A 23,641-nucleotide genomic window follows, 5' to 3' on the forward strand; every position below is an offset into this window, starting at 1 on the left:
GACGGCGCGTATCCCCGCCCTGAAGGGCGAGGTTTTGCGCCTGCTTAACTCATAAGGAAAGCCCCCACGCCAATGTGCCAGATGGTTTGGGCGAGTGCGGTGAACATTGCTGCTCCGGCTAGTAGCAGTCCGGTTCCGAAGATGACTCGCTGGCGAGTGAACCGGGTGAGGAGATACCCTGTAGGGAGCCGCGGCACCGCGCTTCCGAGCCATGCGAGTGTCGCGATCAGCCCGACAGTCGCTTGGCCGGTGTCAAACACCCGAATGAACTGATCCAGCAGCGGGGCAAAGACCACGCGGCCGAAATTGACCAGAAAAACCAGCACCAAAAGCGAGGAGAAAACCTGCAGACGTTGACGTTCGACGACGTCCGATTCCGGAGGCTGCACAGTTCTGATTTACCCATCTCGCCCATCAAGGTTTGCGATTCGGTCCGTCCGACAGAGCCACCCGCAATCGGACGTATTCCCGGACCGGAAACGGCGCCTCGGCCTCGATTTTGGAGCGCAACGTTTCCGCATCGCCGAACCCGTACCGAGAGGCGACTGTATCGACGTCAATCGGACCCCGACTCATCTGAACGATGAGGTGATCGCGAATCCGTCCTCGAACGGAAACAGGCCTGTAGGACGATTCGATGGCGAGAATGGCAGCGACCGTCCGAAGTGATAGCTCGTCGATCGGGTCGGTCCCACTCGCTGGCAATTCCCCAATGGCTTCGACCTGTTCGGGTTCGAGTCCGGTCGCTGTTGCCACCTGCTCCACCCCTTCCGAACGAACAATCGGTGCGAGAACGGCCCCCAATCGACGTTTCAGTCTCGTAACCTCGTCCCACTCAGCGTTGGTTCGATTTCCGTCTGACACCTGGGATTCGGGAGCGGCCAGAAACCTGGCAATCAATGGCCGCGTCATCGCGCTTCACCACCCTGGAGAGGTTTCGACGGCCTGTCCATCTGTATCACCAACGCCAGTTCCGCCTGGCGGGACCACAATGACGACTCCCGTTCGAGCCTCGAGGGAGAGTGCCCGGTTCGTCCCCAGAACCTCTGGCGTTCCGTCGGCATCGATGTCAGTCCTGATATGCGTGTTCTCTCTAACGTACTCGACGGTACCGTTTGCTCCACGGCCTGGCGCTGCCCGGCGGCTACGGACAGCAAACCGGTCGTATGTCCCCTGAACTTCGACCGTCCACGCGTTAGCTGTCGCGTACCAAGACCCCGGAACAGGCAGGAGCGGCAATCCGGCTGGGAGGCTTCCGACGGTCTTTCCTGTCCCCCCACTCCAGGCTCGCTTGCCAGCGGCCGTGCCCGCTGCTTTCGCCGATTCCTCAACCACCCCACTGGTCTCTGTGGTGACCTCGGTCCGGGCAGCCTCGACAAGCGATTGGGACACCTGAACGTCGGTCTCGGAGCGGGCTTCGGCACTCGCGATACGAAGCGCAACCCGAAGCCGGTCTCGCTCAGTTGCTGGGAGGCTCCGGGGAAGCCGCTCCGCCACAGCAGCCGCCAGCCTTCCGTCGGCCACAGCCAGCGCCTGCGAGTGGACGTCCGACCACTCGGTATTCGCCGACTGAACCAGTTGGTGGGCCTGTCCGACCCCCACTGACGGGGCAAGCACCGAGCGGAACCGGTCGTTCGCATAATCGACCGATCGGTCAAGGTCCCGTCGCAACGACCGAACCGCCTGTCGGTCACCGTGATCTGTCCGCTCCGATGCTGCGAGTGTCTGTGCTCCCGTCCGAATCGAAACCGACTGGCTGTCACCAGCACCGACCCGCTCGGCGATTCCATCAGCCGCATCACCGTAGGGCACGGTAAAGAGGTTCACGTTCCTGGCGGCGAGTGTGGGGTCGTGTCCGCTTGGCGGTTCGACTGAGAGATACGCCGGGCCACCGTCCACCGACGAAACATAGGCATCGGCTGAGGGCTGGGAGCGTTCAGGAGGGTCGGTCGGAACCATTTGGGACTGCAGTTGGTCCGCGAACGCGTTCTGAGCCCGTTGCACCAGCGGTGTTCGAGATTCCAGTTGTTCGGTGACCCGATCGAAATACGAGTGTCGGGCCGCGGTGACAGCGCGCTCAGCGGCTGACCCGTATCGGTTCGGTGTGTCCAGCAGATCGTGACGGTTTGTTTGGATGGCACTCGCGAGTTCCGCCGCAGGATTCGTGGAACTGGCGACCGACCGGGTTTCAACCGAGACCGAGACCTCCTGAACGGCCCGTCGGAGGTCGGCTGTTCGGCTGGTCGCCCGATCCGTTACCGCCTCCGGGGGCTCGACATGGACGGTTCGCCACCCAGAATCACCGCCCCCAGACACGGCCGCCAGGGACCGCTCCTCCACCGCCGATCCGGAGAGAAGTCGGGCCGTCCCAGCGGACCGCAGGCGGTCCGTCGCTACCTCTCCAAACGGACACTGACCATCGGGCCGGTTCGGGGCTACCCCGGGGGCTTGGTACCGACAGTCCAGATCGAGAGTAACCTGGTAAGTCGTCCGCTTCAAATCCTGAGTCGTTTCGAGGGTTCCGTTGCCGGACCAGTAGTGAGTCGTTACCTGTTCCTCAATGACTCGCCCTCGGTAGGTCCGCAGCGTCGAACCGTGCCCGGGCCAAAAGTCCCCACCATCGTGCCATCGCTCCGTGCTCGTGTCCGCAAACAGTTCAGTCGCGTTATCTGGGCGCGATCCGAAGGACGTATACTCTGTCTGTTGACGCGATGCTCGGCTTTGGACACGCACGTCCCCACGGTACACCCTCTCGACCGTGTCTGCGAGACTGCGGCCATCTCGCCCATCGACAAATGCCAAATAGGCAGTGTCAGCAGCATGATCGGCGTCGACTGACTGTTCAGAATCGACGACACTCGGGATCGGAACGTCCGGCGAACCAGCAGGCTCGCCTGCTCCTGTCGGCTCGCCTTGGGGCTTGCCTAACTGGGACTTCACGGTTTCCTCGGCCCCGAGGAACACGTCCCGAGCAGCGACTTCCGTGGCAGCCACTGTTGTTCCGTTCCGCCCGTCCGGGTCTTCAACTCCGAAAACTGCCGCCTGCTGGGCAAGCAAGGCGTCGTTCGCCATCACCTCCACGTGCCGGTTCGCCAGCACGTTCTCGATCGGTGCGCCCCCGTACTGCGCATAACCACGCATCCAAACGATTGGGAAGAGTCGCGCAGTCAGGTCCTGGGTCAGGCCCGATTTGGTGATCCCTGCGTTCAGTCGGCTTTCGTACCGGTTCGTTCTGTCGTGGAGTTCGAGGGCTGGCATCGCCATTGTTAGCGTGGCGTTGTACCGAAAGCGGTCGATAAGCCGGTCGTGACGGGTCACGGTTACCTGCAGGCCCTCGACCCGAACCCGATACCGATCCGCCGAAACTGACCGAACCGAAACGTTCGACAGCGCCTGTCGGGCCGTTTGAGGATCCGTTATCGGCGGCAGTGTCACGGTTGCCTCGACGCTGTCGCGGCTGGCGTTCGTCTCGGCGAGTGCCGTCCGAGCACCACTGGCGATTCGTAGTTCCAATGCGTCACGAAAGGTATTCTCGTTCGAAAGGATCGTGCCGTACCCCGTGTCACTGGGTTCGAGTACCGGTTCGGCCGCGGCTGCACGGCCTGCGTCTCGCACCGCCGCATCAAGTGCCAGCCGTGCTTCCAGTTCGACGTCGGACACCACCTCATCCGTCACCGGTTCCGTCGCCGGCGGTGGTGCAAACGAAACAGCATAAAACGAACTCGAAAGTAACAGCAAGGCCCCCAGAAATGCAAACGGGATCCGGCCTCGCTTGTCACTGGCAAAGGTCATGGCGACCACCGTCTGAGGACGACGACCGGTTGGCACTCAGTCTCGTTAATCCCAATCGGTTGTGGCAATTCGTACACAGTTGCCCGAATTGGTCGGTCGCCAGGCGGCGTTCGCCCTGCGAGAAGGGGGTCGGCCTCCTGAGTGCCCCGACAAACTCCGATCACCTGTACGGGTGCGCCATGTGTTTCGACGTGATCGGTGATCGCGGCTCTGGTTGCCTGCCGGTATGCGACCTTCCTGCTCGAGTTCGCTCCATCTCCCGCGAGTGCTGCATCTGCAAGGTGTCCCCCGACCGTTTCATGCACCGTCCAATTACTCCCCTCACTCTCGAATTCGACGGTGAGTGAACTGCCCAAGATAGCAGCTTGCCCACCATCAGAAGGTGTCTCGATCGGCGCCGGGACCGCTGTCGCGACGACACCGGTGGCGATCCCAACCAAGAGTAATCCCAGCACCACGTCGATTGGAGTGCTGATGGCTCGATCGGCGGTCATGCATCCACCCGGAGGACTCCTGGAACTTCGCCTCGCTCGCTTCGGATGAGGACGTGCCGCAGGCGGGTCCGTTGTGCATCGTCCGGTGGTGTTCCCCAGTGCCAAGTTCGCCCATCTGCCCGAAGGGTTACGGCCATTTCCTGTGGCAACGCACCGTCGAGGTCATCCAATCGGTCGGGCACGACCACGGAGCCCTCGCTCAGGATCCCCACAGTCCGGGTCATCGTCGCGTCCGAAATCCTGGTATCCGTGGGGAGTGTTTGGTCTGCCAGCGTGCCGCCATAAAGTGACACCCCGATCGCAAAGACGGCAAGCCCCAGAAGCGCAGGGAGCGGTTCGACTTGGGCCCTACGTGGCGACGAGAACACCGCTCACCTCCCCATAGTGGACCTGTTTGATCCGGAGTGTCTCACCGGCAGGCCGCCATTCTGGCGGTTGTATCCGGGCTTGATGCATCGCTGCGCCGAACCGTCCCGGGTTCACGAACACGGACTTGGGCGAGTGTCCATCAAGAACGTACCCCAGCGAGGAGTTCGGGGGCACCGGTGTGATAGGGCCGTAGCGAATCGATGCATGTGACCTACCGCCCGAGCCGCGGAGTCCGATCCGCTCGGGACCGAGCCGAACGGTCTGCGCCCTGAGATCCACGACGGCTTCCCCTCCATGCTCGCTGACTGCGACGTCTTCGATGGCCGTTGCTGCTCGATCTGCATCGGGTGCGGCGGTTGGGACGCCCAATACGACACCCAACATCACTGCCGATCCAACCGCCAACCCGACCCAAACCCAGGTCGTTTCGGCGGGCATTCCGAACATGGGCGGGCTTGGTCCGGTTCTGGTACTTAAAGGTACACCAGCGACCGGGCGGCGAGAAAGGAGAGCGGATACACAAGCCCGCCGACAGCCAGTGCGATGGCGCTCTGATAGCCCATCCGAACCGGGTCAAATCCGCGAGCGAGGACGACAGAAAGCGACGGGAGGATTGCAGCTAAGAGGAGCACATAGACGCCGATGACCTGGCCCAATGCTGCGACATCCAGGGCCTGCCCGGAGCCGTCTACGGCCTTCATTCCAGTTGCAAGCGCCACCGTGACTCCGGCAATTGCCGGGGCAAACACCACGGCGGTCTGCCGAAGCGTACTCGTGGTTTGGGCAAGTTCACGTCGCGCAACCCGCTCGACAGCGAGCAGTTCGTCGAGGTACGTCCCGACCGACACGAGAGTTTGGCCGCCGGATTTCCCGTAGTCCCCGGCCGTCATCACGAGGGCGAGTCCCGCTTCTACCCGTTGGCTCGGAACGTCCGTCAAAAGCCCATCGTCGCCGAGAAACACCGTCGCCATGGGTTCGCCCGATTGCTGCTGTCGAGTTGCGCCTCGGGAAAAGAGCGCTCCGATCGGGCCGTCAAAGCGGTCCGCAACCGAGGCGACCGTCGTTTCCACGGGATTCCCTTCTTCGAGGCGCTGGCCGACTATCCTCAGCGCGTCTGGAAGTCGGGCTTCGAGACGGTCCAGCCGGCTCTGGGTTTCGATAACAGGCTGGAGCCAGACGAACACCCCCGTTCCAATGCCGACACCGACAGCAGTGATCGGTGCGGTCCACTCAGGTGCAACGAGCGAGATTCCCACCCCCGCGAAACCGGCTGCTCCAAACCCGGCCCCAATAGCCCAGGAAACGGGTCTCGCGTCGGAAAGCAACCCAAGGTCGAACGCCGTATCACTCACGGCCGGACGACTGGCCCACAGCCAGAATCCGCTCCCGGCCAATCCGATCGGGATGAGGAAGTCGTACATGACCCCAAGAGCCACCGTGGACACGCCACCACCCGAGGAAGCAAGCACCGGGAGCAATCCGACCAGCGCGAGGGGAAGCATCACTCCAAACGCGTAGATCCCCATTGCCGGGCCACGAATGGCCGTCGAAAATTCGACTACCCGTTCGCGAGCGCCCTCGAGTACGGCGTCGAGCGCATCTTCCAACGTTTCCTCGCGCCGTTCGCGCGGGGCGTCCATTGCAACGGCCATGAGTGTGACCGCCCGCTGCAGCGACCGGTCCTCACTCACCCACTCGGCGGCAAAGGCTTCAAACGCCCGCTCGCCCGAAACCGCTGCGACACGATGCGCACGAAGCGAACGGCTCAAACGCCCCTCGACGGCCTCCGTCGCGAAATCCGCTGCCCGTTCCAGGGACGGTGTGAGTGTGAGTTGGAGGATCGCGAAGGCCAAAAGGTCAGGTGCGCGGCCGACGGCACGACTGCGGGCGAACGTTTCGAGCAACTCAGCACCACGAGGACAGAGTACCTGCAGTGTAAGCCGTGCTCGAACATGGCGGACCCAGGCTCGGTCGGTCGACTGCTCACCCATCCGCATGTGCCTCCTGTGGTGATGGGCCGCCATGGAGTGTAGACCGTTGGAGGGTCTTTGCTCGTTCTTCGATGTGTTGTCTCGTGTCGGCGTAGGTTTCGTCTGGCCGAGTGAGCGAGGTCACGATCTGGCTATTGCCCCGCTCGAGTCGCGGCGAAGCGTCGAGCGCCCCGTCATCGTACTCGAAGAGTGTCGCACTGCCGCCCTCGAGAACTTCCTCAATCTTCGTAACCCGTTTGCCCGACGGGGCCGGCGCTATGGTCACCAGCAGATCCGTCGCCGCGAACGAGGATTCTGGAACACCGAGGTCGGCCACGACCCGCTCTTTCACGCCATCGTATCCGTCACCGTGAATGGTCCCGATGACCGTATCACTGGCCGCCCCAACCCGCATCGCCTCGTACAGCACGGCTGCTTCTTCACCCCTGACCTCGCCGACCGCTAGCGCACCGTTCCCGAATCGGAGTGCCGTCCGGAGCGCCGTCGCCGGATCGATAGCAGCGTCCGGGCCGGAGGCGGCTTCGAGTCGCTGCACGTCCCGCCCGGCTGTTTGGAGAGCACGGACGGGCAGTTCTGGCGTGTCTTCGATAGCAAGCAGTCTGGTTTCTGTCGGAAGTTCCCAGAGCAGTGCGGAAGCCATCGTGGTTTTGCCCGCCCCTCGCGGCCCGGCAACGAGCATAGCCGCCCCGCGAGCCATTGCGACCGAAAGAAGTGCTGCGGCCTCAGCTGAGACCGTCCCGTTGTCGACCAGTCGCTGCAACCGCCACTGAGCCGTTCCCTCAGCTCTGAGCGCGAAGGCGTACCCGTCGCTTGCGGGTTCCCTGACACCAGCCACGCGAATCGAATCAGCCTGGCCGATTCCCGACAGTGTGGCGTCGATGGTTGGCGCCGCACGGGAAAACGCCACTCCACTTACCGTCCGTAGCCCGGCCGCGAGCCGATCAGTCCCGCGCTCAGTGAGTGTGACGTTCGTTCGAAGTTCCGCCCCGTCGACACGGACGTAGAGTGGGTTCTCGGTCGCCGGGGCGTTGACGAAGACTTCTGAAAGGCGGTCATCGCTGAACAGGTCCTCGAAGACGCCGTATCCGGCGGTGTGTTTTTTCAACACCTCCGTGAGCGTATCGACCGGGCAGTTCGAGCCCGCAACCCCCGAAATGGCGGCGCGATAGTCTGTCGGAGAGCCCGCCTCCGTGGAGACCAGTCGATCTTTTGCACTTGCAAGTGTGGCGAGTGCGTCGTCGTCAAGGGTGTATTCGAGCGGTTCGAGCTGGTATACCGAGCGTTGGTCCGGTCGGTCGTAAATCCGAACAGTCGCCCCGGAGTCGACGACTCGTGAGACCCGCAGTTGTCCATCCTCCGGTGGCACGGTGTCGAGGTAACTGGCAGTTATCCGCGGGATTCGTCGGGGTTCGAGGAAGGCCGCGGTGGTTTCGGAACGATCGTTAAAGCGCGTGAGCCCGGTCGTCTTGGCGACCTCCCCAACAAGTCCAGCCCGGCCACTTGCTTCCGCAGCCGCGCCAATCGGGTCTTCACGTGCAAGGGTAGCAAGTCGGTTAGCACGGCCGGAGACCCGGCTGGCGAAGTGGCTTGCTGCTCGAAGCACGTCGACGGCCTCACCCTCGTACAACCGGTCGACGCCACGAGCGCTGAGCGTAATGCGTTCGATTGGAGCCGAGCCGATGGCTTCGATGACCGTTCGACGACACGCACTGTGCTCCTTCAGGATTCCATCCAATGGGCACTCCGCGGTGTCCACCTCCAGCGTGGTTCCCCGAACAGTGGGAGTGCACCCACATTCGGGATTCTCTGAGTCGGATCGGCCGAACATGGACACGGGTGGGCTGGTCCCCCTACTTGAACCCTCGGGCAACCGTAATGACAGCAGTGCCGTCGACTCGGCGATAGTGAAGGGTCAGTTCGGTAGATTCCCGAACAGTGAGTGAATCGTTCCAGCTGACGGCTCCGTCGGGTCCATGTGGTCTGATCGTCTCGTTGAGCACTGTGTGCCCAGGTGGGTCACCAGGAACCATCGTCCGAATCTGACTGCGCCCCGAGGTGTTGCCATCCGCAGGCGGTCCGATTGTAATTCCTGCATCGGCCGGTTTGTCAGGAAGCGAAACGCGCACCCGGCGAGTGGCTGCTGGCACCCCAGGCGGAACTGGGTCACTCTGTCGAACAAGGGCCATTGCCGCCGTATTAAGGTCATCTACCGTCGTCGAAAGCTGGCGATCGGCCTGTGTCCGTTGGGCGGCCTGGATCGCCGGCATGGATGCCGCGACGAGCGCCCCCGCGAGAACAACCGCAAGCAGGAGCCGGAGACTCATCGGAGTGATCGAAGGCGGTCGATGAGGCTGGACTCCGGTTGCGTTTCAGCGTCCTCGTCAGGTTCAGCGGTCGCCGTGGACGCTGATTCGGCAGATTGCTGTTTGGCTGTGGCGATCGGCGGTGGTGTTTTCGGGGCGGATTCGAGTCGCTCGACGGCTGCAAGCGCGGCATCCGCCCGCCGTTCGACGGTCTCATTGACATGTTCGACGGTCCCGACGTACCCTCGCACAGCCTTGAGACCCGCTTCGAGTTCGGCGACCGTTGATTCGAGGGTCTCGATTCTGTCGCGGAGGTCGGCGTGGTCGGAACGTGTCCCCGATTCCCCGGCCGGTGGCTCACTCCCGGTTGTCTTGGCCGTGTCTGCCGGCTCCGCAGACAGCCGTCGTTCCAGTGCGCCCACCCGCTCGTCAATACTCCGTCGCTCTGGCATCGCTCAAAGGTGGGCCGGGGCTCCGGGATAAAGGTCAGGACGGGGCGAACTGGGAACGAGTTACGCCAAACTTTCGCCGTCGAATTCGCCCGACTCGTAGTCTATCTCCATCAGGTCAAGAATCGTCGGCGTGATGTCGAGCAGATCGGTGTCAGCCGGGACACTGAGATCCGAATCATCGATCAACAGGGTGGCTTCAGCGAAGGTGTGCATGCCGTTCCGGGGCCCCGAGTCGAAGACGGAATCGTGGCCCGAGAAGCCTGATTTCAGATCGAAGCCGTCGTTCGGAATGGCCACCAGATCGGGTGCAATGTCGTCGTGCGGGCCCGAGAAGGCGTCTTCCTTGGGAACCACACGTTCGACGACCTCCCGACCGTCCGGCCCAGTGAGGGTCTCGAGCGCCTCTTTGAGTTCCGTTCGAACCGACTCGTACTCGGCCTCGGGAACCGACCCACATGGATCGCGCCCTTCCAAGTTGATGTAGAAGCGCCCGGGGATGAACGAATATGCCCTCGTCTCTGCGTCGATGTCCGCGAGGTCTTCGGGGTCGTGGGACGAATACGAGAGCCAGCCTTCCGCCTCAAGCCACGCATTCAGATGGACTTCGTGGTGGAGCGTTGTGAAGCCATGGTCGCTCGCGACGAGCATCGTGGCATCATCCGGGAGTTCATCGCGAAGGGAGCCCAAATGTTGGTCGACAGTCTCGTAGAACTCGAGGAACTCCGCCTGGTACTCGCCGTCCGCCTCGTAGTGTTCGAAAAGGAAGTGATTGACCCGATCGGTCGTCATAAAGACGCCGAAAAACAGGTCCCAGTCGTCTCCTGTGAGGTAATTCTTGAAGGCCTCGTACCGTGCATCGAGGGTCTCGTGAGCGTCCTCGATGAACGCCGACTTGTCCGCTTCGTGGCCCAGTTTCGCGTTCACGTCGATCCGGTAGTCCATGGACTCCAGTTCCGACGCGAAGGACTCGGGCACAGCTGCCTTCTCGACCGATGGTGACAGAAATCCTGACACCATCCGATTCGGTTCTCTGTCCGGCGGGAAAGTCACGGGCACGTTCATGACCGTCGTGTCACGACCCGCCTCTTGGACGCGGGACCAAAGTCGGGTCGACTGCACGTCGTTCCCCATGGGAACATAGGTGTCATACGAACCGACTTCCCGGTCCTGGAAGCCGTACACGCCAGTTTTCCCCGGATTCGTGCCCGTTGTCAACGCGGGCCAACACGCGCTTGACTCCGGCGGAACGATACTCTGCATCGGCCCGCCAGCGCCTCCCTCCGCCAACTCGGTGAGGTTCGGGAACCGCTCAGGATTGTCCTCGATGAGCGACCACGGAACGCCGTCGATGCCCAGAAACGCGACGCGTGGACCTTCGTCCCCGCGTAACCGGTCGAACAGACCCATATCAGGCTGGGACTTCCGCTTTGACACCCAAGAAACTTCGTATCCGCGTCCGAGACAGTGGTTGCATCGAACGAAGAATCCCACTGGTGCACCGAACCGAAGGTCACTCCTAACCGGCCGACCGAAAAATCCCTAGTGCTCCGCTGTCTCGGAATCCGAGTCCGACTCATCGTCCGCGGATTCGGCCTCGATTCCGGGCTCGAAGTTCGTCGGGACCACGGTCAAATGACGGATCCCGACTTGCGGTGATCGTGCGGCCATCACAATTATACCTATGTGACCGACCCCCATGTAATTACCCATACGCATAATACATCGGAGGGTCGAACGCATATGTCCACGACTCATCACCCTGCGTTTCGGCGTCGTGACACCCAGTGTTCCGGTGTGAGGACACCGGGGTTTCGGCGTCTTGACCGACCCAAAAACCCGATTTTGGCCGTTATTCGAACTCAGCTTCGTAGAGGTCTTGGGCGTGTTCGATAGCCTCGAAGGCTGCCTCCCGGTTTTCCCACCCCAGGGTTTCGACTTCCTTGCCCTCCTCGAGGTTCTTGTAGGTCTCGAAGAACTCGGAGATTTCATCGAGGGTCTGCTGGGGCACGTCATCGATGTCCTCAAAGTGGTCGTAGCGCGGATCCTCGACGGGGACGGCGAGGACTTTGTCGTCCTGTTCGCCGTCATCGTCCATCCGCATCAAAGCGATCGGTCGGGCTTCGATGACACACCCTGGGAAAGTCTGGTCTTCGACCAGTACGAGCACGTCGAAGGGGTCACCGTCATCGTAGTAGGACTTGGGGATAAACCCGTAATCACCTGGATAGTGGACGTTGCTGTGAAGGACCCGATCGAGAACCACACCAGGAATGTCCTTGTCGTACTCGTACTTGTTCCGTTCGCCCTCGAGACACTCGATGACCGCATAGATGGTCTCTGGCGGGTTCGGTCCCGTTTCCAGGTCTTCGAAGAGATTCGCCATACCCAGACCTGTTGTGGTCCGGGACATAGATTTTTCGTCTTCCAGCGCTGAACAATTCGAACCCAATGACCAGAAATCGGCTCTCAGTACATTTGGGAAGGGTTAAATGAGTCACTGGCTTTCGGCCATTCATGTCAAAGGGACGCCGAGTTAGTCTGACGGCTGCACGCGAGCTGACGGCCTTTCAAAAGAACATCCTTACCGTCCTGGCCGAAGAGCCCCGGTACGGGCTCGCCATAAAGCGGGAACTGGAATCGTACTACGACGATGATGTAAACCACGGTCGTCTGTACCCGAATCTAGACGATCTTGTCGAGGAGGGCTTTGTCGAAAAAAGTGCTCTCGACAAGCGAACAAACGAATACGGGCTCACCGAGGCCGGGCATGAGGCCGTGCGTGATGATCTTCGTTGGTCCCTTGAGCACTTCCTGACGGACGGAAACCGAGCCGATTTCGTCGAGTCGATGCTCCAGGACGAATAGCTGAACAGGTTTCCGGGTCGGCGAGTGCGAACTCAGCGATTATCAGTATCGACAGGCTCAGGGTAGGATTCGCCAGCGACGGCAAACAGTTTCTCGATAGAGGACTCGATCACCGCCGCCTGGGCTGGTGGCGGCCACGTGTTTCGCGGATAGTACTTTGATAGAAAGTGGTCGACCGCTGCTGCCGTCGCGGCCTCGACCCGTACCTTGTGGTGATTCGCCATGTACGTTCCAAACGCTGCGGCGTTCGCGCCGTGCGTGTCACCGAACTCCCGCGTCACTTTCGCGGCTAACTCGGTATTGTGGGCCTGAATCGCGTCCCATCCATCAGCAGGGGGATCAGAGAACAGTGGCCGTTCGACAGCGTTCGCCGTCGATTCCAGTTGGTCGGGTTGGAAGACCCCCTTTTCGAGCCACGATTCTGGATAACAGATCAGCACCGGACCGTCGTCGTCTGCACGAAGACGGGCCGAATAGCCATACGATTCCAAGAGTGAGTCACGTCTCGAGCGAAGCGCACTCGAATCAGGATGGGTGTCCCGTCGTGCCGCCAGAGTCATAGCCCGAGCGGTTTCGACGACTGAATCAGGAAGGTCAGGCATGGTCCAGGGCTTCGTTTGCCAGGTTATCGGCACGGTCGTTCGTCTCCCTGGGAACGTGGGTAATCGAGTAATCCTCGAACTCGGCGAGTAGTTCGTGGACGCGGACCCGATACTCCCGTAGTGTTGGATCGTTTGCATTCCAGGCCCCCGTCACCTGGTTGACGATGAGTTCCGAGTCCCCACGGATTTCGGCCTCGTCGTACCCGTATTGGACCGCGACTTCCAGACCGTGGATGAGAGCCTCGTATTCGGCCTGATTGTTCGTTGCGCGGCCGATTGTCTCCCCGCCTTCGTCGACGATTCCATCCTCGTCAATGAGAACCCAACCCACCGATGACGGGCCGGGATTCCCGCGACACGCGCCGTCGAAATAGACATGAACGCGGCCGCTCCCGTCATCAGCGACTACAGCCGTGATATCGACTGGGCGAGTCCCCTGAACCACGAGGGAGTCATCGTAGGCCACAGCATGTGCCCCTCCGAGGTCGGCGTGGTATCGTTCGTGCTCCGTCTTGCCCGGCGTAATCTCCGCACCTTCGTCTTCGAGAGCTGCCCGCGCCGCCTCGACATCACAATCCAAAACCGGCATTGGAAGTATCTCGGGCACCGATGCTCAAGTAATCCTCGAAAAAGCCCGAAAACGACCGGAAAGCGACCTATCTATCAGGGATACTAACGGTATGTTTTATTCTGTCGTTTACCAGAGGTTACAATTGAGGCAATGAGTTTAAGTCAATCGAGTAAACTACTACTTAAATGCGATGACACGGTCTACCCGCCAGCGGGAACAACAAGCGGCCGAGACCGAGGAGTCTAAAGAGGACGTCAGGGAGTGTCCAGAATGTGGCTCCGAGGATCTGGTCAAAAGCTCCGACCGGGGCGAGCTCGTCTGTAACGAGTGCGGGCTCGTGCTGGAAGAGGAGAAGATAGACCCAGGCCCCGAGTGGCGTGCCTTCAACCACCAGGAGCGCCAGGAGAAGTCCCGCGTGGGGGCCCCCACAACCCAGACGATGCATGACAAAGGGTTGACAACCACTATCGACTGGAAGGACAAAGACGCCTATGGCCGGTCTATTTCCTCGAAAAAGCGCAGCCAGATGCATCGACTGCGGAAATGGCAGGAACGGATTCGGACCAAGGACGCCGGCGAACGGAACCTGCAATTCGCCCTCTCCGAGATCGATCGGATGGCAAGCGCACTCGGCGTTCCCCGGTCTGTCCGGGAGGTCGCATCCGTCATCTATCGACGTGCACTCAAGGAAGATCTCATCCGCGGGCGCTCGATAGAGGGGGTCGCCACATCGGCGCTCTACGCGTCCTGTCGAAAGGAAGGGATTCCTCGAAGCCTCGAAGAAATATCGGAGGTATCGCGGGTCGAACGCAAAGAAATCGGTCGAACGTATCGCTATATTTCTCAGGAACTCGGGCTCGAAATGAAACCGGTCGACCCGAAAAAATACGTGCCCCGCTTTAGCTCCGAACTCGAACTCTCCGAAGAGGTCCAGTCCAAAGCCAACGAGATCATCGAAACGACGGCGGAGAAAGGCCTGCTCTCCGGGAAATCACCCACAGGCTACGCCGCCGCCGCGATCTACGCTGCCTCTCTGCTTTGTAACGAGAAAAAGACCCAACGAGAAGTTGCCGACGTGGCACAGGTCACTGAAGTCACGATCCGGAATCGGTACCAGGAACAGATCGAAGCGATGGGAATCCATCACTAGGACGTAGACTGAAGCGAAGCCATTTTAGCCGGGCCAAGAGTCCAGTGGACCATGAGCGGGCCGTGGACACACTGGGATCACGTCCTCAAGGTCGATCCCGACAAAGAACTCGTGGCTGGGGACACCTTCGAAGACGTCTGTACGAGCGGGACGGACGCCATCGAAATCGGTGGAACGACCGGCATGACCGAAGAAAAGATGGAACGGGTCGTAAGTGCCTGCAAGGAGTACGATATCCCGTTGTATCAAGAGCCCTCGAACCCGGGAGTGGTCATCGAAGACCCGGGTCTGGACGGATATCTCATCCCGACTGTCTTCAATGCCGGTGACCCGTTCTGGATCACTGGCGCACACAAGGAATGGGCCCGTATCGGCGAGGTGGAATGGGGGAGAACGCACACCGAAGCTTACATCGTTCTGAATCCTGACGCATCGGTCGCGTCATACACCGAAGCGAACTGTGACCTCGGCCCTGAAGAGGTGGCTGCGTACGCCTCGATCGCAGAGCGCCTTTTCGGCCAGGATATCATCTATCTGGAGTATTCGGGAATGTTGGGCGACCCGGAAACCGTGTTGGCTGCCACCGAGGCACTCTCCGAGTCGACATCGTTCTACGGTGGGGGCATTCACGATTACGAATCGGCCCACGAGATGGGGGCGGTCGCTGACGTCGTCGTCGTGGGCGATTTGGTTCACGAAGCGGGTGTCGAGGCCGTCGAGGAGACCGTCCGCGGAGCAAAAGACGCCTGAGTTCCACCCAGGCGAAATACGGATGTTTAAAAGCGGTCCGTTGCCTAGGTGCCTTCATGCGAGACCGGACACATGCTGCAGACGCCGAACCCGGCATGGAGGCGACGATAGCCGGATGGGTACACGAGATCCGTGACCTCGGCGGAATCGCCTTTCTCATTTTGCGCGATCGAACCGGCCGAATCCAGGTCAAGTTCGAAAAGGACGACCTCGACGACGAACTCGTCGAAAGAGGCCTCTCGGTCCATCGCGAGAGCGTCCTTCAGGTAACCGGCAAGGTTTTCGAAGAAGACCGGGCCCCGACGGGTGTCGAAATCGTCCCCGACTCCCTGGAAATCGTCGCGGAAGCCGACCCAGAACTGCCACTCGATCCCTCCGGAAAGGTCGGCGCGGATCTCTCGACCCGACTTGACAACCGAACATTGGATCTCCGCCGGGCGGAAACCCGCGCCATCTTCGAGATTCGCAGTGCCGTACTCGAAGCCGCTCGTGACACGTTCCGCGAATTGGGTGGCACCGAGATCACGACGCCGAAGATCGTCGCAACCGGGACCGAAGGCGGTACGGAACTCTTCCCGATCACCTACTTCGGTCGCGAGGCGTTCATGAACCAATCGCCCCAACTCTTCAAACAGCTTCTGGCAGCCTCCGGCCTCGAACGGGTCTTCGAGATCGGGCCGATCTTCCGAGCCGAGGAGCACAACACGCCCCGACACCTCAACGAAGCCACGAGTATCGACTTCGAGAGCGCGTTCATCGACGCTGAGGAGGCCATGGACGTGGCCGAAACCTTCCTTCGCTCAGTCTACCAGGCCGTCGAATCGAACTGTCAGGACGAACTGGAAACGCTCGGTCTCGCTGCGGACTTTACCGTTCCTGAGGCCGATTTCCCCCGTATCACGTACGAGGAAGCGATCCAACGGGCGAACGCCACTGGCGTCGTCGACGAGCAACTCACCTGGGGCGATGACCTCCCGACTGAGGCCGAGAAGGCGCTGGGCGAGGCAATCGACCAGCATTACTTCATCACGAACTGGCCCGCGGAAGTCAAGCCGTTTTACATCAAAGACGAGGACGACGATCCCGAGGTCTCCACCGGCTTCGACCTGAACCATCCCCGCATGGAACTCGTCTCGGGTGGGCAGCGCGAACACCGCTATGACCAGCTCGTCGAGGGCTTCGAGGCTCAGGGCCTCGACCCGGCCGCCTTCGACTATTACACTAAGATGTTCAAGTACGGCATGCCACCCCACGCAGGCTGGGGGATGGGTGCCGAGCGACTCCTCGTGACAATGCTCGACCTGGACAACATCCGGGAGGCCGTCCTCTTCCCGCGAGACCGTAAGCGGCTGTCGCCATAGGGGATGACCGACCGGACTGTCGCCGCAGCGTTCGTCCCGGGTCACATAACCGGGCTGTTTACGGTAAATCAAACAGCGGATCCAGCCACGACCGGCTCCAGAGGGGCTGGTTTCACGCTCACAGATGGGGTCACCGTTACCGTTCGACCGGCCGACGAGCGATCCCTCTCTCTCGACGGGGAACCGACAGATATCGAATCAGTCAGGAGAGTTCTCGACGAACTCGCTATCGATGCGGCAGTCGAAATCGTCACCGATCTTCCCATCGGCACCGGATTCGGACTTTCCGGAGGAATGGGGCTTGGAACTGCACTTGCAGCAAACGAAGGCTTCGAGTTAGGGCGAACGGAAACAGAGTTGATACGAGTTGCCCATATTGCCGACGTGGAGGCCGGAACTGGGTTGGGCGACGTGGTCGCCCAGGCAAGGGGCGGGATCGTCCTCCGTCTCGACCCAGGGTCACCCCCACACGGACGCTTGGACGGGATTCCAGGGACCGAACGTGTCGAGTTCCTCACACTCGGGGAGCTGTCGACGCCCGCTGTGCTGACCGACCACCCAGAGACGATCACCAATGCAGGGACCCGTGCGCTCGAGAAACTCCAGTCCGATCCAACCAGCGAGCAGTTCATCGAAACCGCCAGTGAGTTCAGCGCCGAGGTCGGTCTTGCGACGCCCCGTTTGCAATCGATTCTTGCCGACGTCGAGGCCGCTGGTGGCGTCGCATCGATGGCGATGCTCGGTGAGACGGTGTTTGCCTTCGGCCACGATCTGAGCGAGGCTGGCTACGAACCCACGGTCTCCCAAATCGACCCGAGCGGGGCCCATGTCTGCGAGTAGCGAAGTTTTTCCCACCCGATTGCCTACACCAATCCATGACTGATGCCGCCGGAATCCCCGCCGATCACCCGCGACACGATTCGCTGGTGACCAGACACCGCATCGAAGCCGGTGTCGAGGCCGGGATCACGAGCCAGCAGGGCCTGATCGCGCAGGGCCGGGGCGAAGCCTTCGATTACTTGCTTGGTGAACAAACGATTCCCAGTGCGGACCGGGCGGCTCGGGCAGCCGCGGCCGCACTACTTGATGCCGACCAGCCCGTTTTGAGCGTTAACGGGAATGTAGCGGCACTCGTTCCCGAAGAGATAGTCGACCTCGCCGACGCGGTCGATGCAGCCCTCGAAATCAACCTCTTCAACCGGGGCAAGGATCGGATGGCTGCCATCGAGGCCCACCTCCGGGAACACGGAGCCACCGAGGTCAAAGGGCTGACTGCCGACGCCAGAATACCCGGGCTCTCCCACGAGCGAGCGAAAGTCGACGCCGATGGGATATATGCCGCCGACGTGGTTCTCGTCCCGCTGGAGGACGGTGACCGGGCGGAAGCCCTCTCCGACATGGGGAAAACCGAGATCGTCATCGATCTGAATCCCCTGTCTCGGTCCGCTCAGGTTTCGCCGATTCCGATCGTCGACAACATCATTCGGGCAGTGCCCCGAATGACCGAACACGCACAGGAGTTGCGTGGAGTCAGTCCCGAGAAATTGGCAGCCGTGCAACGTGAATTTGACCCCGAAGAAACACGCAAAACGGCCGAGGCGGCACTGCGAGACAACTTCGGCGCTCCTTGAAACGGGACCTGCGTCGAGCCGTATTTCGAAGACTCATTACAGTCCCTGCGCTTCCGCGACATCCCGGGCCGTTCGTGCCACAGCAACCGCTGACGGGCCAAGGAGGTAGACAATCGGTTCAACGCCAACTGCCCCTCTGTGATAGAGGACAGTTGCATCCCGATCCGCATCGAGCGCCCCACTAACTGCTGCTTCGAGTGACTGGGACTCGATGTCGAGATGAGCCGATTCGGCGCCAGTCCCGACGAGGGCATCTCGCGTCATGTCCGTGAACTCGAGGTTGAGTCCTGCCCGTGACTCGCTCCCGGCCGCTCGGGCTGCGAGCAACACCCCCCCGACATACTCGCTGACACCGAATTCGGGCTGACCTGGCACTTCCACGCGCCCGTTCACGTCGAGAATGCGGCCTGGGACCCCAGCAACGTCCTCCAGTTCTTCGGCTGCATCGACGCATTCGACCAGATTCGAACCGACGTGTGGGACGAGGGTCGCGAACCCGGAGGCGTGTTCCAGAATGCCAAGTCCGCGCCGCACCGATGCCCGGACCCGTTCGCGTTCGAGCGCCCCCTGGTCCGGCTCGAGGCCGCTGAGGTCGTAGTCCACGGTGCGAAGTTCCGGCACAGCCGCCGCGTGCAGTTCGGCGATCAGATCCCCAGGTCCCGAAAGCTGTTGGAGCAGTCGTTCGATCTCGATGAGGGCCTGGACGGACCGGATATCCCCCGAAGCGAGGCCGGGGGCAAGTTCGTCGACCAATTCTTGCACTCGCTCGTCAGTCGCAACGACCTCTCGGGTCGAGATGTCGCCCTGGGCGTACTTTGACACCGCGCTCTGGCTGAGCCCCAGTTTCTCCGCGACGGCCCGCTGCGTGAGGCCACGGTCCCGCAATTCGCTGGCCAGAAGTACCCTGATCGTCGGGAGGACCGACTCCGCAATCACTTCGGCCCGAAACTTCACGGCTCCTCACCCTCCTCAGAGTTAAATTCGACGTCGTCGCCGATTTTCGATGCCGCCGGGCCACCCTGGTCCTGGTACTTCGAGCCACGTTCGCTCCCGTAGGGAGACTCCGCCGGACTTGTCAATTCAGTTAATACAATCTGCGAGATCCGCATTCCGGGAGACAGTGCGACCGGTGCAGTTCCGAGATTCGACAGTTCAAGTGTTATACGGCCGCGGAAACCCGGATCGACGAATCCAGCAGTAGCATGCACCACGACGGCAAGTCGGCCAAGTGAAGATCGACCTTCCACCTGGGCAACTAGATCATCTGGAATTTCCACCCGCTCTTTGGTGGTCCCGAGCACGAAATCGCCCGGATGAAGAATGAACTCCTCGCCCTCATCAATAACGGTCTCGCTGACGTACTCCCCGACCTGTTCGTCCTCCTGGGGGTGGATGCTCGGGATGTTCGTCCGCCGAAACTCGAGGAACTCCTGGCCGAGTCGCACGTCAACACTTGCCGGCTGGATCTGGAGTTCGGGATCGTCCAGCGGCTCGACGACGAGGTCGCCGTCATCCAGCCGGGAACGGATATCGCGGTCCGAAAGGATCATGCCAATACCCCCGACCCTGAGGGCCTTAAGGATACCCGGTCCCCGTTCGGGGAATGGCTCAGGTTACCACCGCAAGGGGGCACCTCTAAGAGGCCGGGCCTGTTCCATCGGCGCATGAAACAGGCGATCGTCGTCCGATCGGATCTGGGGATGGGAACAGGAAAGCTCGCAGCCCAGGTCGCCCACGCCGCCCTCTCGGCGGTTGAACACGCGAACTCCGATACCTTCAGGGACTGGAAACGCGAAGGACAGCGCAAGGTCGTCCTGAAAATCGACGGTGAGCGGGCCCTCTTCGAGATACAGGAGAAGGCGAAAACCGCTGGCCTCCCGACTGGGCTGATCAGGGACGCTGGCCGGACCCAACTCGACCCCGACACCCCGACGACCGTAGCGGTTGGCCCTGCGAGCGACGAGGCAGTCGATCAGATCACCGGATCGCTCTCTCTTTACTGAAGCGAACGAGCCTGTTTTGACTGGGGCCCTCGAACGATAAATGAGATGCGACCGGCCCACGAGGACGAAGTGCCCTACGGAATCGACTGGTACGCGAGTGACTCCGCCGGGATCGGCGGACGCCTCCGTGATCAGCCGGAGGACTTCCGTGTGCGTGAGCGCGAGCGCTTCGCTATCGAACCGGTGGATGGCGATCCGGGTGATTACCCATGGATCGTGTGTCGAGTAACCCTCGAAAACACGGATACGAATGACTTTGCACGGGACCTCTCGAACAGACTCTCGATCAGTCGTGAGCGGGTGGGCTGGGCCGGCACGAAGGACAAGCGCGCGATTTCGACCCAGCTGTTCTCCGTTCGTGGGATCGATACGGAGGCCCTCCCATCGATCGGTGGTGCATCCATCGAGGTCGTTGGCCGGGCGGGTCGCGGGCTCGGATTCGGGGACCTATTAGGGAACGAGTTCGAGATCGTGGTCCGCGAACCAGAGGCCCCTGACCGGGTTGCAGACATCACCGCGGAACTCGAAGCGCGGTTCGGCGGCCGAGCGGGCGTTCCGAATTTCTTCGGCCACCAGCGTTTTGGCAGCTATCGGTCGATCACCCATGAGGTCGGGCTCGAGATCCTGCGGGGAGATTGGGAGGGGGCCGTGATGGCCTATCTCGGTAATCCCAGCGCCCACGAGCCAGAGGGCTCGCAAGCAGCCCGCGAGTTCGTCACCGAGACGCGTGACTGGGGGGCCGCACTCGACGAATTCCCCAATCGCCTGCGATACGAGCGGTCGATGCTCCACGAATTGCAAGAATCGGGTGGTGAGACGTCCGCGGACTACCGCGACGCGCTGGAAACGTTTCCCGAAAATCTCAGACGGCTTTTCATCCACGCGGCCCAGTCCCTGGTGTTCAACCGGATCGTGAGCCGCCGACTCGAAGCCGGGTTGCCGTTTCACGAACCCGTGGCAGGTGATGTCGTCGCATTCGCGGACGAGGACGCACCGGCTGATTTTCCACTGCCAGACATCGACCGCGCCCAGCGGGTCAATGCAAGTCAAACAACCATCATGGCCAGCCACTGCGAGCGGGATCGAGCGTTCGTCACGGCTCCCCTTGTTGGGACTGAGACGGAACTGGCCGAGGGGGAACCGGGTGAAATCGAACGGGCAGTCCTCGAGGAGTTGGAAATCGAGCCGGCCGATTTCGACCTTCCGGACCCGTACCATTCCACGGGCACGAGACGAGCGATTCTGGTTCGGGTGGATCCGACGATCGAACGCGATCCGCTGACCTTCGAGTTCGGACTGCCAAAAGGGAGTTACGCCACTGTCTTCCTTCGGGAATATCTCAAGGTATCTCCTCGGGAGATGTGACTATTCGAGTGCCACATCGATCGGGTCCTCAATGTCACCCATGACCGATTCGAGCAGATCTGTGACTGTCACCAACCCAACGACTTCGCCGTCTTCGATCACAAGGGCTAATTCTTGGTTTTCCGCCTGAAACAAATCGATAGCATCGCTCACGTCGACGTCCGGCGTAAGGGTCACCGGGGGCGCTGCCACGGCTTCAAAATCCAGGTCTTCGTTCGCGATTGCCGTTCGATTCTCAAAGAGCATCGGGGTGTATACGATTCCACGAAAGTGAATGAGCGTCTCCCCGACCAGCGGATATCTGGTGTGTGGATGGGCAGCGATCCGATCGAGGTTGACCTCCGAGGAATCAGTCGTCCGAAGCGCATTGATTGTCTCACGTGGGACCATCACTTCTCGCACCGGTTGTTCGCCAACGTCCAGAGCATTCAGCACCTCCTCGCGACGTTCGTCGGTGAGGCCGCCTCGAACGAGAATCGAGTTCAGTTCCGCCCGAAGGTCGGCCCGGGACTCGATCTCCTCCCGTTCTTCGAGCCATGCCCCAGTCATCTCAATACCGAAGAGTTCGAGTGTCAGTTTCGCAATGCCGTCCCCGAGCGCGATCACGGGAGACAAGAGGTAGTGAAACCAGTAGAGCGGAATTGCCCCGTACCGAGCCACGAACCGTGAGCGTTCGACACCAAGATAGGTCGGTGTCTGTTCCCCATGGGTCAAATGAACCAGATTGATGATGAGAAACGCCAGAATACCGCCAGACCCGATCGACGCGAGGAGGGTGTTCCGGAAGAACGGCTCAAACAGCGCCGCGAGTGCCGGTTCGGCAACGATTCCCACCGCGATGCTGGAAGCGGTAATCCCGACCTGACAGGTCGTGAGGTACAGTTCAAGATCCTGCGTCATCTCCCAGGCCCGCTCGAGGCCTCGGCTCCCCTCCGTGAGGAACTGTCCTTTCGAGTACTGACGCGCCCGAGTCAGTGCGAACTCGATGGCGACGAAAAACCCGTTGGCGAGGATCAGCGCGATCCCGGCGACGATTCGAAGCGCGATCTCGAAATCGTCCATCTATGTCACACAACGGTTCGATTCATTATCAAACGGCGGGCCGACCCGGTTCGGAGATCGGGGCGGATCAGCATGCCTTTACTCGCCCGAGAAATAATCAGGGCATGGCGTGTCGCCGGTGTGGCAGACCACTCGACCGACCAGGAGATTACTGTCTCTCCTGTGACACCGAAAACGCGGATGCGGTTGTTGTCGAGATCGGTTCCACACGGGGGACCCTGACGATGCTTTTCGAGGATCGGGTGCTCGGGGTCACCGACATCACGACCACTCCCGAATCGGAGCCAACCCTCTCCACGACCCAGATCCGGAACTACGCCGGTCGGATCGCCGACGAAATCCGGCGGAAACGTCCAGATGCCGTGTACGTGACAGGGGAGTTGCCTGTCATCCAGGCGATGCGATCCGCGATCCGATACCCGGTCTATCGCGTTCCCGAAAGTGAGCCGGTCGAATCGGTCCTGGACCGGCGTGGCGAGGCCGATCTAGAGGTGATCGAAACCCGACCCAGGGACAAAATCGGTGGCGCCCATTCGACCGTCATCGGCGGCCGAGACGGAATGCGAGCCGTCGAGACCGTCGCCGGCCATCCGAACGTAAAGAAGGTCGTTCCGGGCCCGATCGACGCCGGTGGCAGCGGGTCGCGAACTGGCATGCGGGCCAAGGTGAGTCGAGCGGACGCGAACGGGAACTTGCGACTCGTTCTGCGAGACGGGTCGAGTGTGCAGGAAAACCGGGTCGTGACGACCGCCCGGGATCACGAGACCGGTGAGCGAGTGCGTGAGGACTTGAACGAGGGGCTTGTCGAGCAAGAACTACGGTCCGAATGAGGTACAATTGCTGGGTCGGACACAACACGTTTTTAACCGCGCTTTGACTA

General features: G+C 61.2%; 27 protein-coding genes. 9 read left to right on the top strand and 18 right to left on the bottom strand.

The features are described from left to right. Positions 1 to 44 precede the first annotated feature (44 nt). The 13 genes from V5A26_RS05055 to V5A26_RS05115 form a co-directional block, all read right to left on the bottom strand. Positions 45 to 389 (bottom strand): hypothetical protein, encoded by a 345-nt coding sequence (locus V5A26_RS05055; RefSeq protein ID WP_332322253.1) that lies wholly within the window; start codon positions 387 to 389, stop codon positions 45 to 47. A 25-nt stretch (positions 390 to 414) separates the two neighbouring features. After that, a complete protein-coding gene (locus V5A26_RS05060) occupies positions 415 to 912 on the bottom strand; it encodes a DUF5791 family protein (RefSeq protein ID WP_332320205.1) in 498 nt (165 codons plus the stop codon). Positions 913 to 918: 6 nt separating this feature from the next. Continuing rightward, on the bottom strand, positions 919 to 3,792 hold the full coding sequence (locus tag V5A26_RS05065; RefSeq protein ID WP_332320204.1) for a DUF7286 family protein: 2,874 nt from the start codon (positions 3,790 to 3,792) through the stop codon (positions 919 to 921). Continuing rightward, on the bottom strand, positions 3,789 to 4,286 hold the full coding sequence (locus V5A26_RS05070) for a DUF7284 family protein (RefSeq protein WP_332320203.1): 498 nt from the start codon (positions 4,284 to 4,286) through the stop codon (positions 3,789 to 3,791). Before V5A26_RS05070 ends, V5A26_RS05065 begins: the two co-directional genes overlap by 4 nt. Beyond that, a complete protein-coding gene (locus V5A26_RS05075) occupies positions 4,283 to 4,654 on the bottom strand; it encodes a DUF7285 family protein (protein WP_332320202.1) in 372 nt (123 codons plus the stop codon). The genes V5A26_RS05070 and V5A26_RS05075 overlap by 4 nt, the downstream gene beginning before the upstream one ends. Beyond that, the gene (locus V5A26_RS05080; RefSeq protein WP_332320201.1) at positions 4,635 to 5,102 is read right to left on the bottom strand and encodes a DUF7283 family protein; all 468 of its coding nucleotides are present in this window, start codon (positions 5,100 to 5,102) and stop codon (positions 4,635 to 4,637) included. Before V5A26_RS05080 ends, V5A26_RS05075 begins: the two co-directional genes overlap by 20 nt. Positions 5,103 to 5,128: 26 nt before the next feature. Beyond that, the gene (locus V5A26_RS05085) at positions 5,129 to 6,646 is read right to left on the bottom strand and encodes a type II secretion system F family protein (RefSeq protein ID WP_332322254.1); all 1,518 of its coding nucleotides are present in this window, start codon (positions 6,644 to 6,646) and stop codon (positions 5,129 to 5,131) included. Next, on the bottom strand, positions 6,639 to 8,474 hold the full coding sequence (locus V5A26_RS05090) for an ATPase, T2SS/T4P/T4SS family (protein WP_332320199.1): 1,836 nt from the start codon (positions 8,472 to 8,474) through the stop codon (positions 6,639 to 6,641). Before V5A26_RS05090 ends, V5A26_RS05085 begins: the two co-directional genes overlap by 8 nt. A 22-nt stretch (positions 8,475 to 8,496) precedes the next feature. After that, on the bottom strand, positions 8,497 to 8,970 hold the full coding sequence (locus V5A26_RS05095) for a DUF7311 family protein (RefSeq protein WP_332320198.1): 474 nt from the start codon (positions 8,968 to 8,970) through the stop codon (positions 8,497 to 8,499). Then, positions 8,967 to 9,401: a DUF7310 family coiled-coil domain-containing protein gene (locus V5A26_RS05100; protein WP_332320197.1), complete on the bottom strand. Its 435-nt coding sequence runs from the start codon at positions 9,399 to 9,401 to the stop codon at positions 8,967 to 8,969. Before V5A26_RS05100 ends, V5A26_RS05095 begins: the two co-directional genes overlap by 4 nt. A gap of 60 nt (positions 9,402 to 9,461) precedes the next feature. After that, on the bottom strand, positions 9,462 to 10,808 hold the full coding sequence (locus tag V5A26_RS05105; protein ID WP_332320196.1) for an alkaline phosphatase family protein: 1,347 nt from the start codon (positions 10,806 to 10,808) through the stop codon (positions 9,462 to 9,464). A gap of 132 nt (positions 10,809 to 10,940) precedes the next feature. After that, on the bottom strand, positions 10,941 to 11,069 hold the full coding sequence (locus V5A26_RS05110; RefSeq protein ID WP_332320195.1) for a hypothetical protein: 129 nt from the start codon (positions 11,067 to 11,069) through the stop codon (positions 10,941 to 10,943). A 181-nt stretch (positions 11,070 to 11,250) separates the two neighbouring features. Beyond that, positions 11,251 to 11,784, bottom strand: coding sequence for an inorganic diphosphatase (locus V5A26_RS05115; protein WP_332320194.1), 534 nt, complete (start codon positions 11,782 to 11,784; stop codon positions 11,251 to 11,253). 131 nt (positions 11,785 to 11,915) lie between these two features. On the opposite strand from V5A26_RS05115, the gene V5A26_RS05120 reads away from it, so the two are divergent. Next, positions 11,916 to 12,266, top strand: a complete 351-nt coding sequence (locus V5A26_RS05120) for a PadR family transcriptional regulator (protein WP_332320193.1) — start codon at positions 11,916 to 11,918, stop codon at positions 12,264 to 12,266. Positions 12,267 to 12,298: 32 nt separating this feature from the next. Here V5A26_RS05120 and V5A26_RS05125 read toward each other — a convergent pair whose 3' ends face one another. Both V5A26_RS05125 and rnhA read right to left on the bottom strand, forming a co-directional pair. Beyond that, complete coding sequence (locus V5A26_RS05125) at positions 12,299 to 12,868, bottom strand: DUF7108 family protein (protein WP_332320192.1); 570 nt, start codon at positions 12,866 to 12,868, stop codon at positions 12,299 to 12,301. Then, positions 12,861 to 13,457 (bottom strand): ribonuclease HI, encoded by a 597-nt coding sequence (gene rnhA, locus V5A26_RS05130; RefSeq protein WP_332320191.1) that lies wholly within the window; start codon positions 13,455 to 13,457, stop codon positions 12,861 to 12,863. Before rnhA ends, V5A26_RS05125 begins: the two co-directional genes overlap by 8 nt. A 172-nt stretch (positions 13,458 to 13,629) precedes the next feature. Between rnhA and V5A26_RS05135 the strand changes: the two genes are divergently transcribed. From V5A26_RS05135 to V5A26_RS05155, 5 genes are read left to right on the top strand one after another with little or no spacing between them, the layout of a single operon-like run. Continuing rightward, a complete protein-coding gene (locus V5A26_RS05135) occupies positions 13,630 to 14,589 on the top strand; it encodes a transcription initiation factor IIB (RefSeq protein WP_332320190.1) in 960 nt (319 codons plus the stop codon). Positions 14,590 to 14,640: 51 nt separating this feature from the next. Further along, positions 14,641 to 15,339 carry a phosphoglycerol geranylgeranyltransferase gene (locus V5A26_RS05140; RefSeq protein WP_332320189.1) on the top strand — a complete coding sequence of 233 codons (699 nt, stop codon included), beginning with the start codon at positions 14,641 to 14,643 and terminating at the stop codon, positions 15,337 to 15,339. 56 nt (positions 15,340 to 15,395) lie between these two features. After that, on the top strand, positions 15,396 to 16,700 hold the full coding sequence (aspS, locus tag V5A26_RS05145; RefSeq protein WP_332320188.1) for an aspartate--tRNA(Asn) ligase: 1,305 nt from the start codon (positions 15,396 to 15,398) through the stop codon (positions 16,698 to 16,700). Between the two features lie 3 nt (positions 16,701 to 16,703). Beyond that, entirely contained in the window at positions 16,704 to 17,540 is an 837-nt protein-coding gene (locus tag V5A26_RS05150; protein ID WP_332320187.1) for a pantoate kinase, read from the top strand. A gap of 35 nt (positions 17,541 to 17,575) precedes the next feature. Beyond that, positions 17,576 to 18,331, top strand: a complete 756-nt coding sequence (locus V5A26_RS05155; protein WP_332320186.1) for a 4-phosphopantoate--beta-alanine ligase — start codon at positions 17,576 to 17,578, stop codon at positions 18,329 to 18,331. Between the two features lie 36 nt (positions 18,332 to 18,367). Here V5A26_RS05155 and V5A26_RS05160 read toward each other — a convergent pair whose 3' ends face one another. Both V5A26_RS05160 and dcd read right to left on the bottom strand, forming a co-directional pair. Then, the gene (locus V5A26_RS05160) at positions 18,368 to 19,285 is read right to left on the bottom strand and encodes a thiamine-phosphate synthase family protein (protein WP_332320185.1); all 918 of its coding nucleotides are present in this window, start codon (positions 19,283 to 19,285) and stop codon (positions 18,368 to 18,370) included. After that, positions 19,282 to 19,881 (bottom strand): dCTP deaminase, encoded by a 600-nt coding sequence (dcd, locus tag V5A26_RS05165; RefSeq protein ID WP_332320184.1) that lies wholly within the window; start codon positions 19,879 to 19,881, stop codon positions 19,282 to 19,284. Before dcd ends, V5A26_RS05160 begins: the two co-directional genes overlap by 4 nt. A gap of 114 nt (positions 19,882 to 19,995) precedes the next feature. Here dcd and pth2 point away from each other — a divergent pair, with 114 nt between their 5' ends. Then, entirely contained in the window at positions 19,996 to 20,334 is a 339-nt protein-coding gene (gene pth2 / locus V5A26_RS05170) for a peptidyl-tRNA hydrolase Pth2 (protein WP_332322255.1), read from the top strand. A gap of 45 nt (positions 20,335 to 20,379) precedes the next feature. Then, complete coding sequence (gene truD / locus V5A26_RS05175) at positions 20,380 to 21,699, top strand: tRNA pseudouridine(13) synthase TruD (protein WP_332320182.1); 1,320 nt, start codon at positions 20,380 to 20,382, stop codon at positions 21,697 to 21,699. On the opposite strand, the gene V5A26_RS05180 is transcribed toward truD, so the two are convergent. Beyond that, the gene (locus tag V5A26_RS05180; protein WP_332320181.1) at positions 21,700 to 22,761 is read right to left on the bottom strand and encodes a hemolysin family protein; all 1,062 of its coding nucleotides are present in this window, start codon (positions 22,759 to 22,761) and stop codon (positions 21,700 to 21,702) included. A gap of 104 nt (positions 22,762 to 22,865) precedes the next feature. Between V5A26_RS05180 and V5A26_RS05185 the strand changes: the two genes are divergently transcribed. After that, positions 22,866 to 23,591 carry a DUF2103 domain-containing protein gene (locus tag V5A26_RS05185; protein ID WP_332320180.1) on the top strand — a complete coding sequence of 242 codons (726 nt, stop codon included), beginning with the start codon at positions 22,866 to 22,868 and terminating at the stop codon, positions 23,589 to 23,591. Positions 23,592 to 23,641: the final 50 nt, after the last annotated feature.

It is taken from the genome of Halodesulfurarchaeum sp. (genome assembly GCF_036626455.1).
In the GTDB taxonomy this organism is placed as follows: domain Archaea; phylum Halobacteriota; class Halobacteria; order Halobacteriales; family Halobacteriaceae; genus Halodesulfurarchaeum.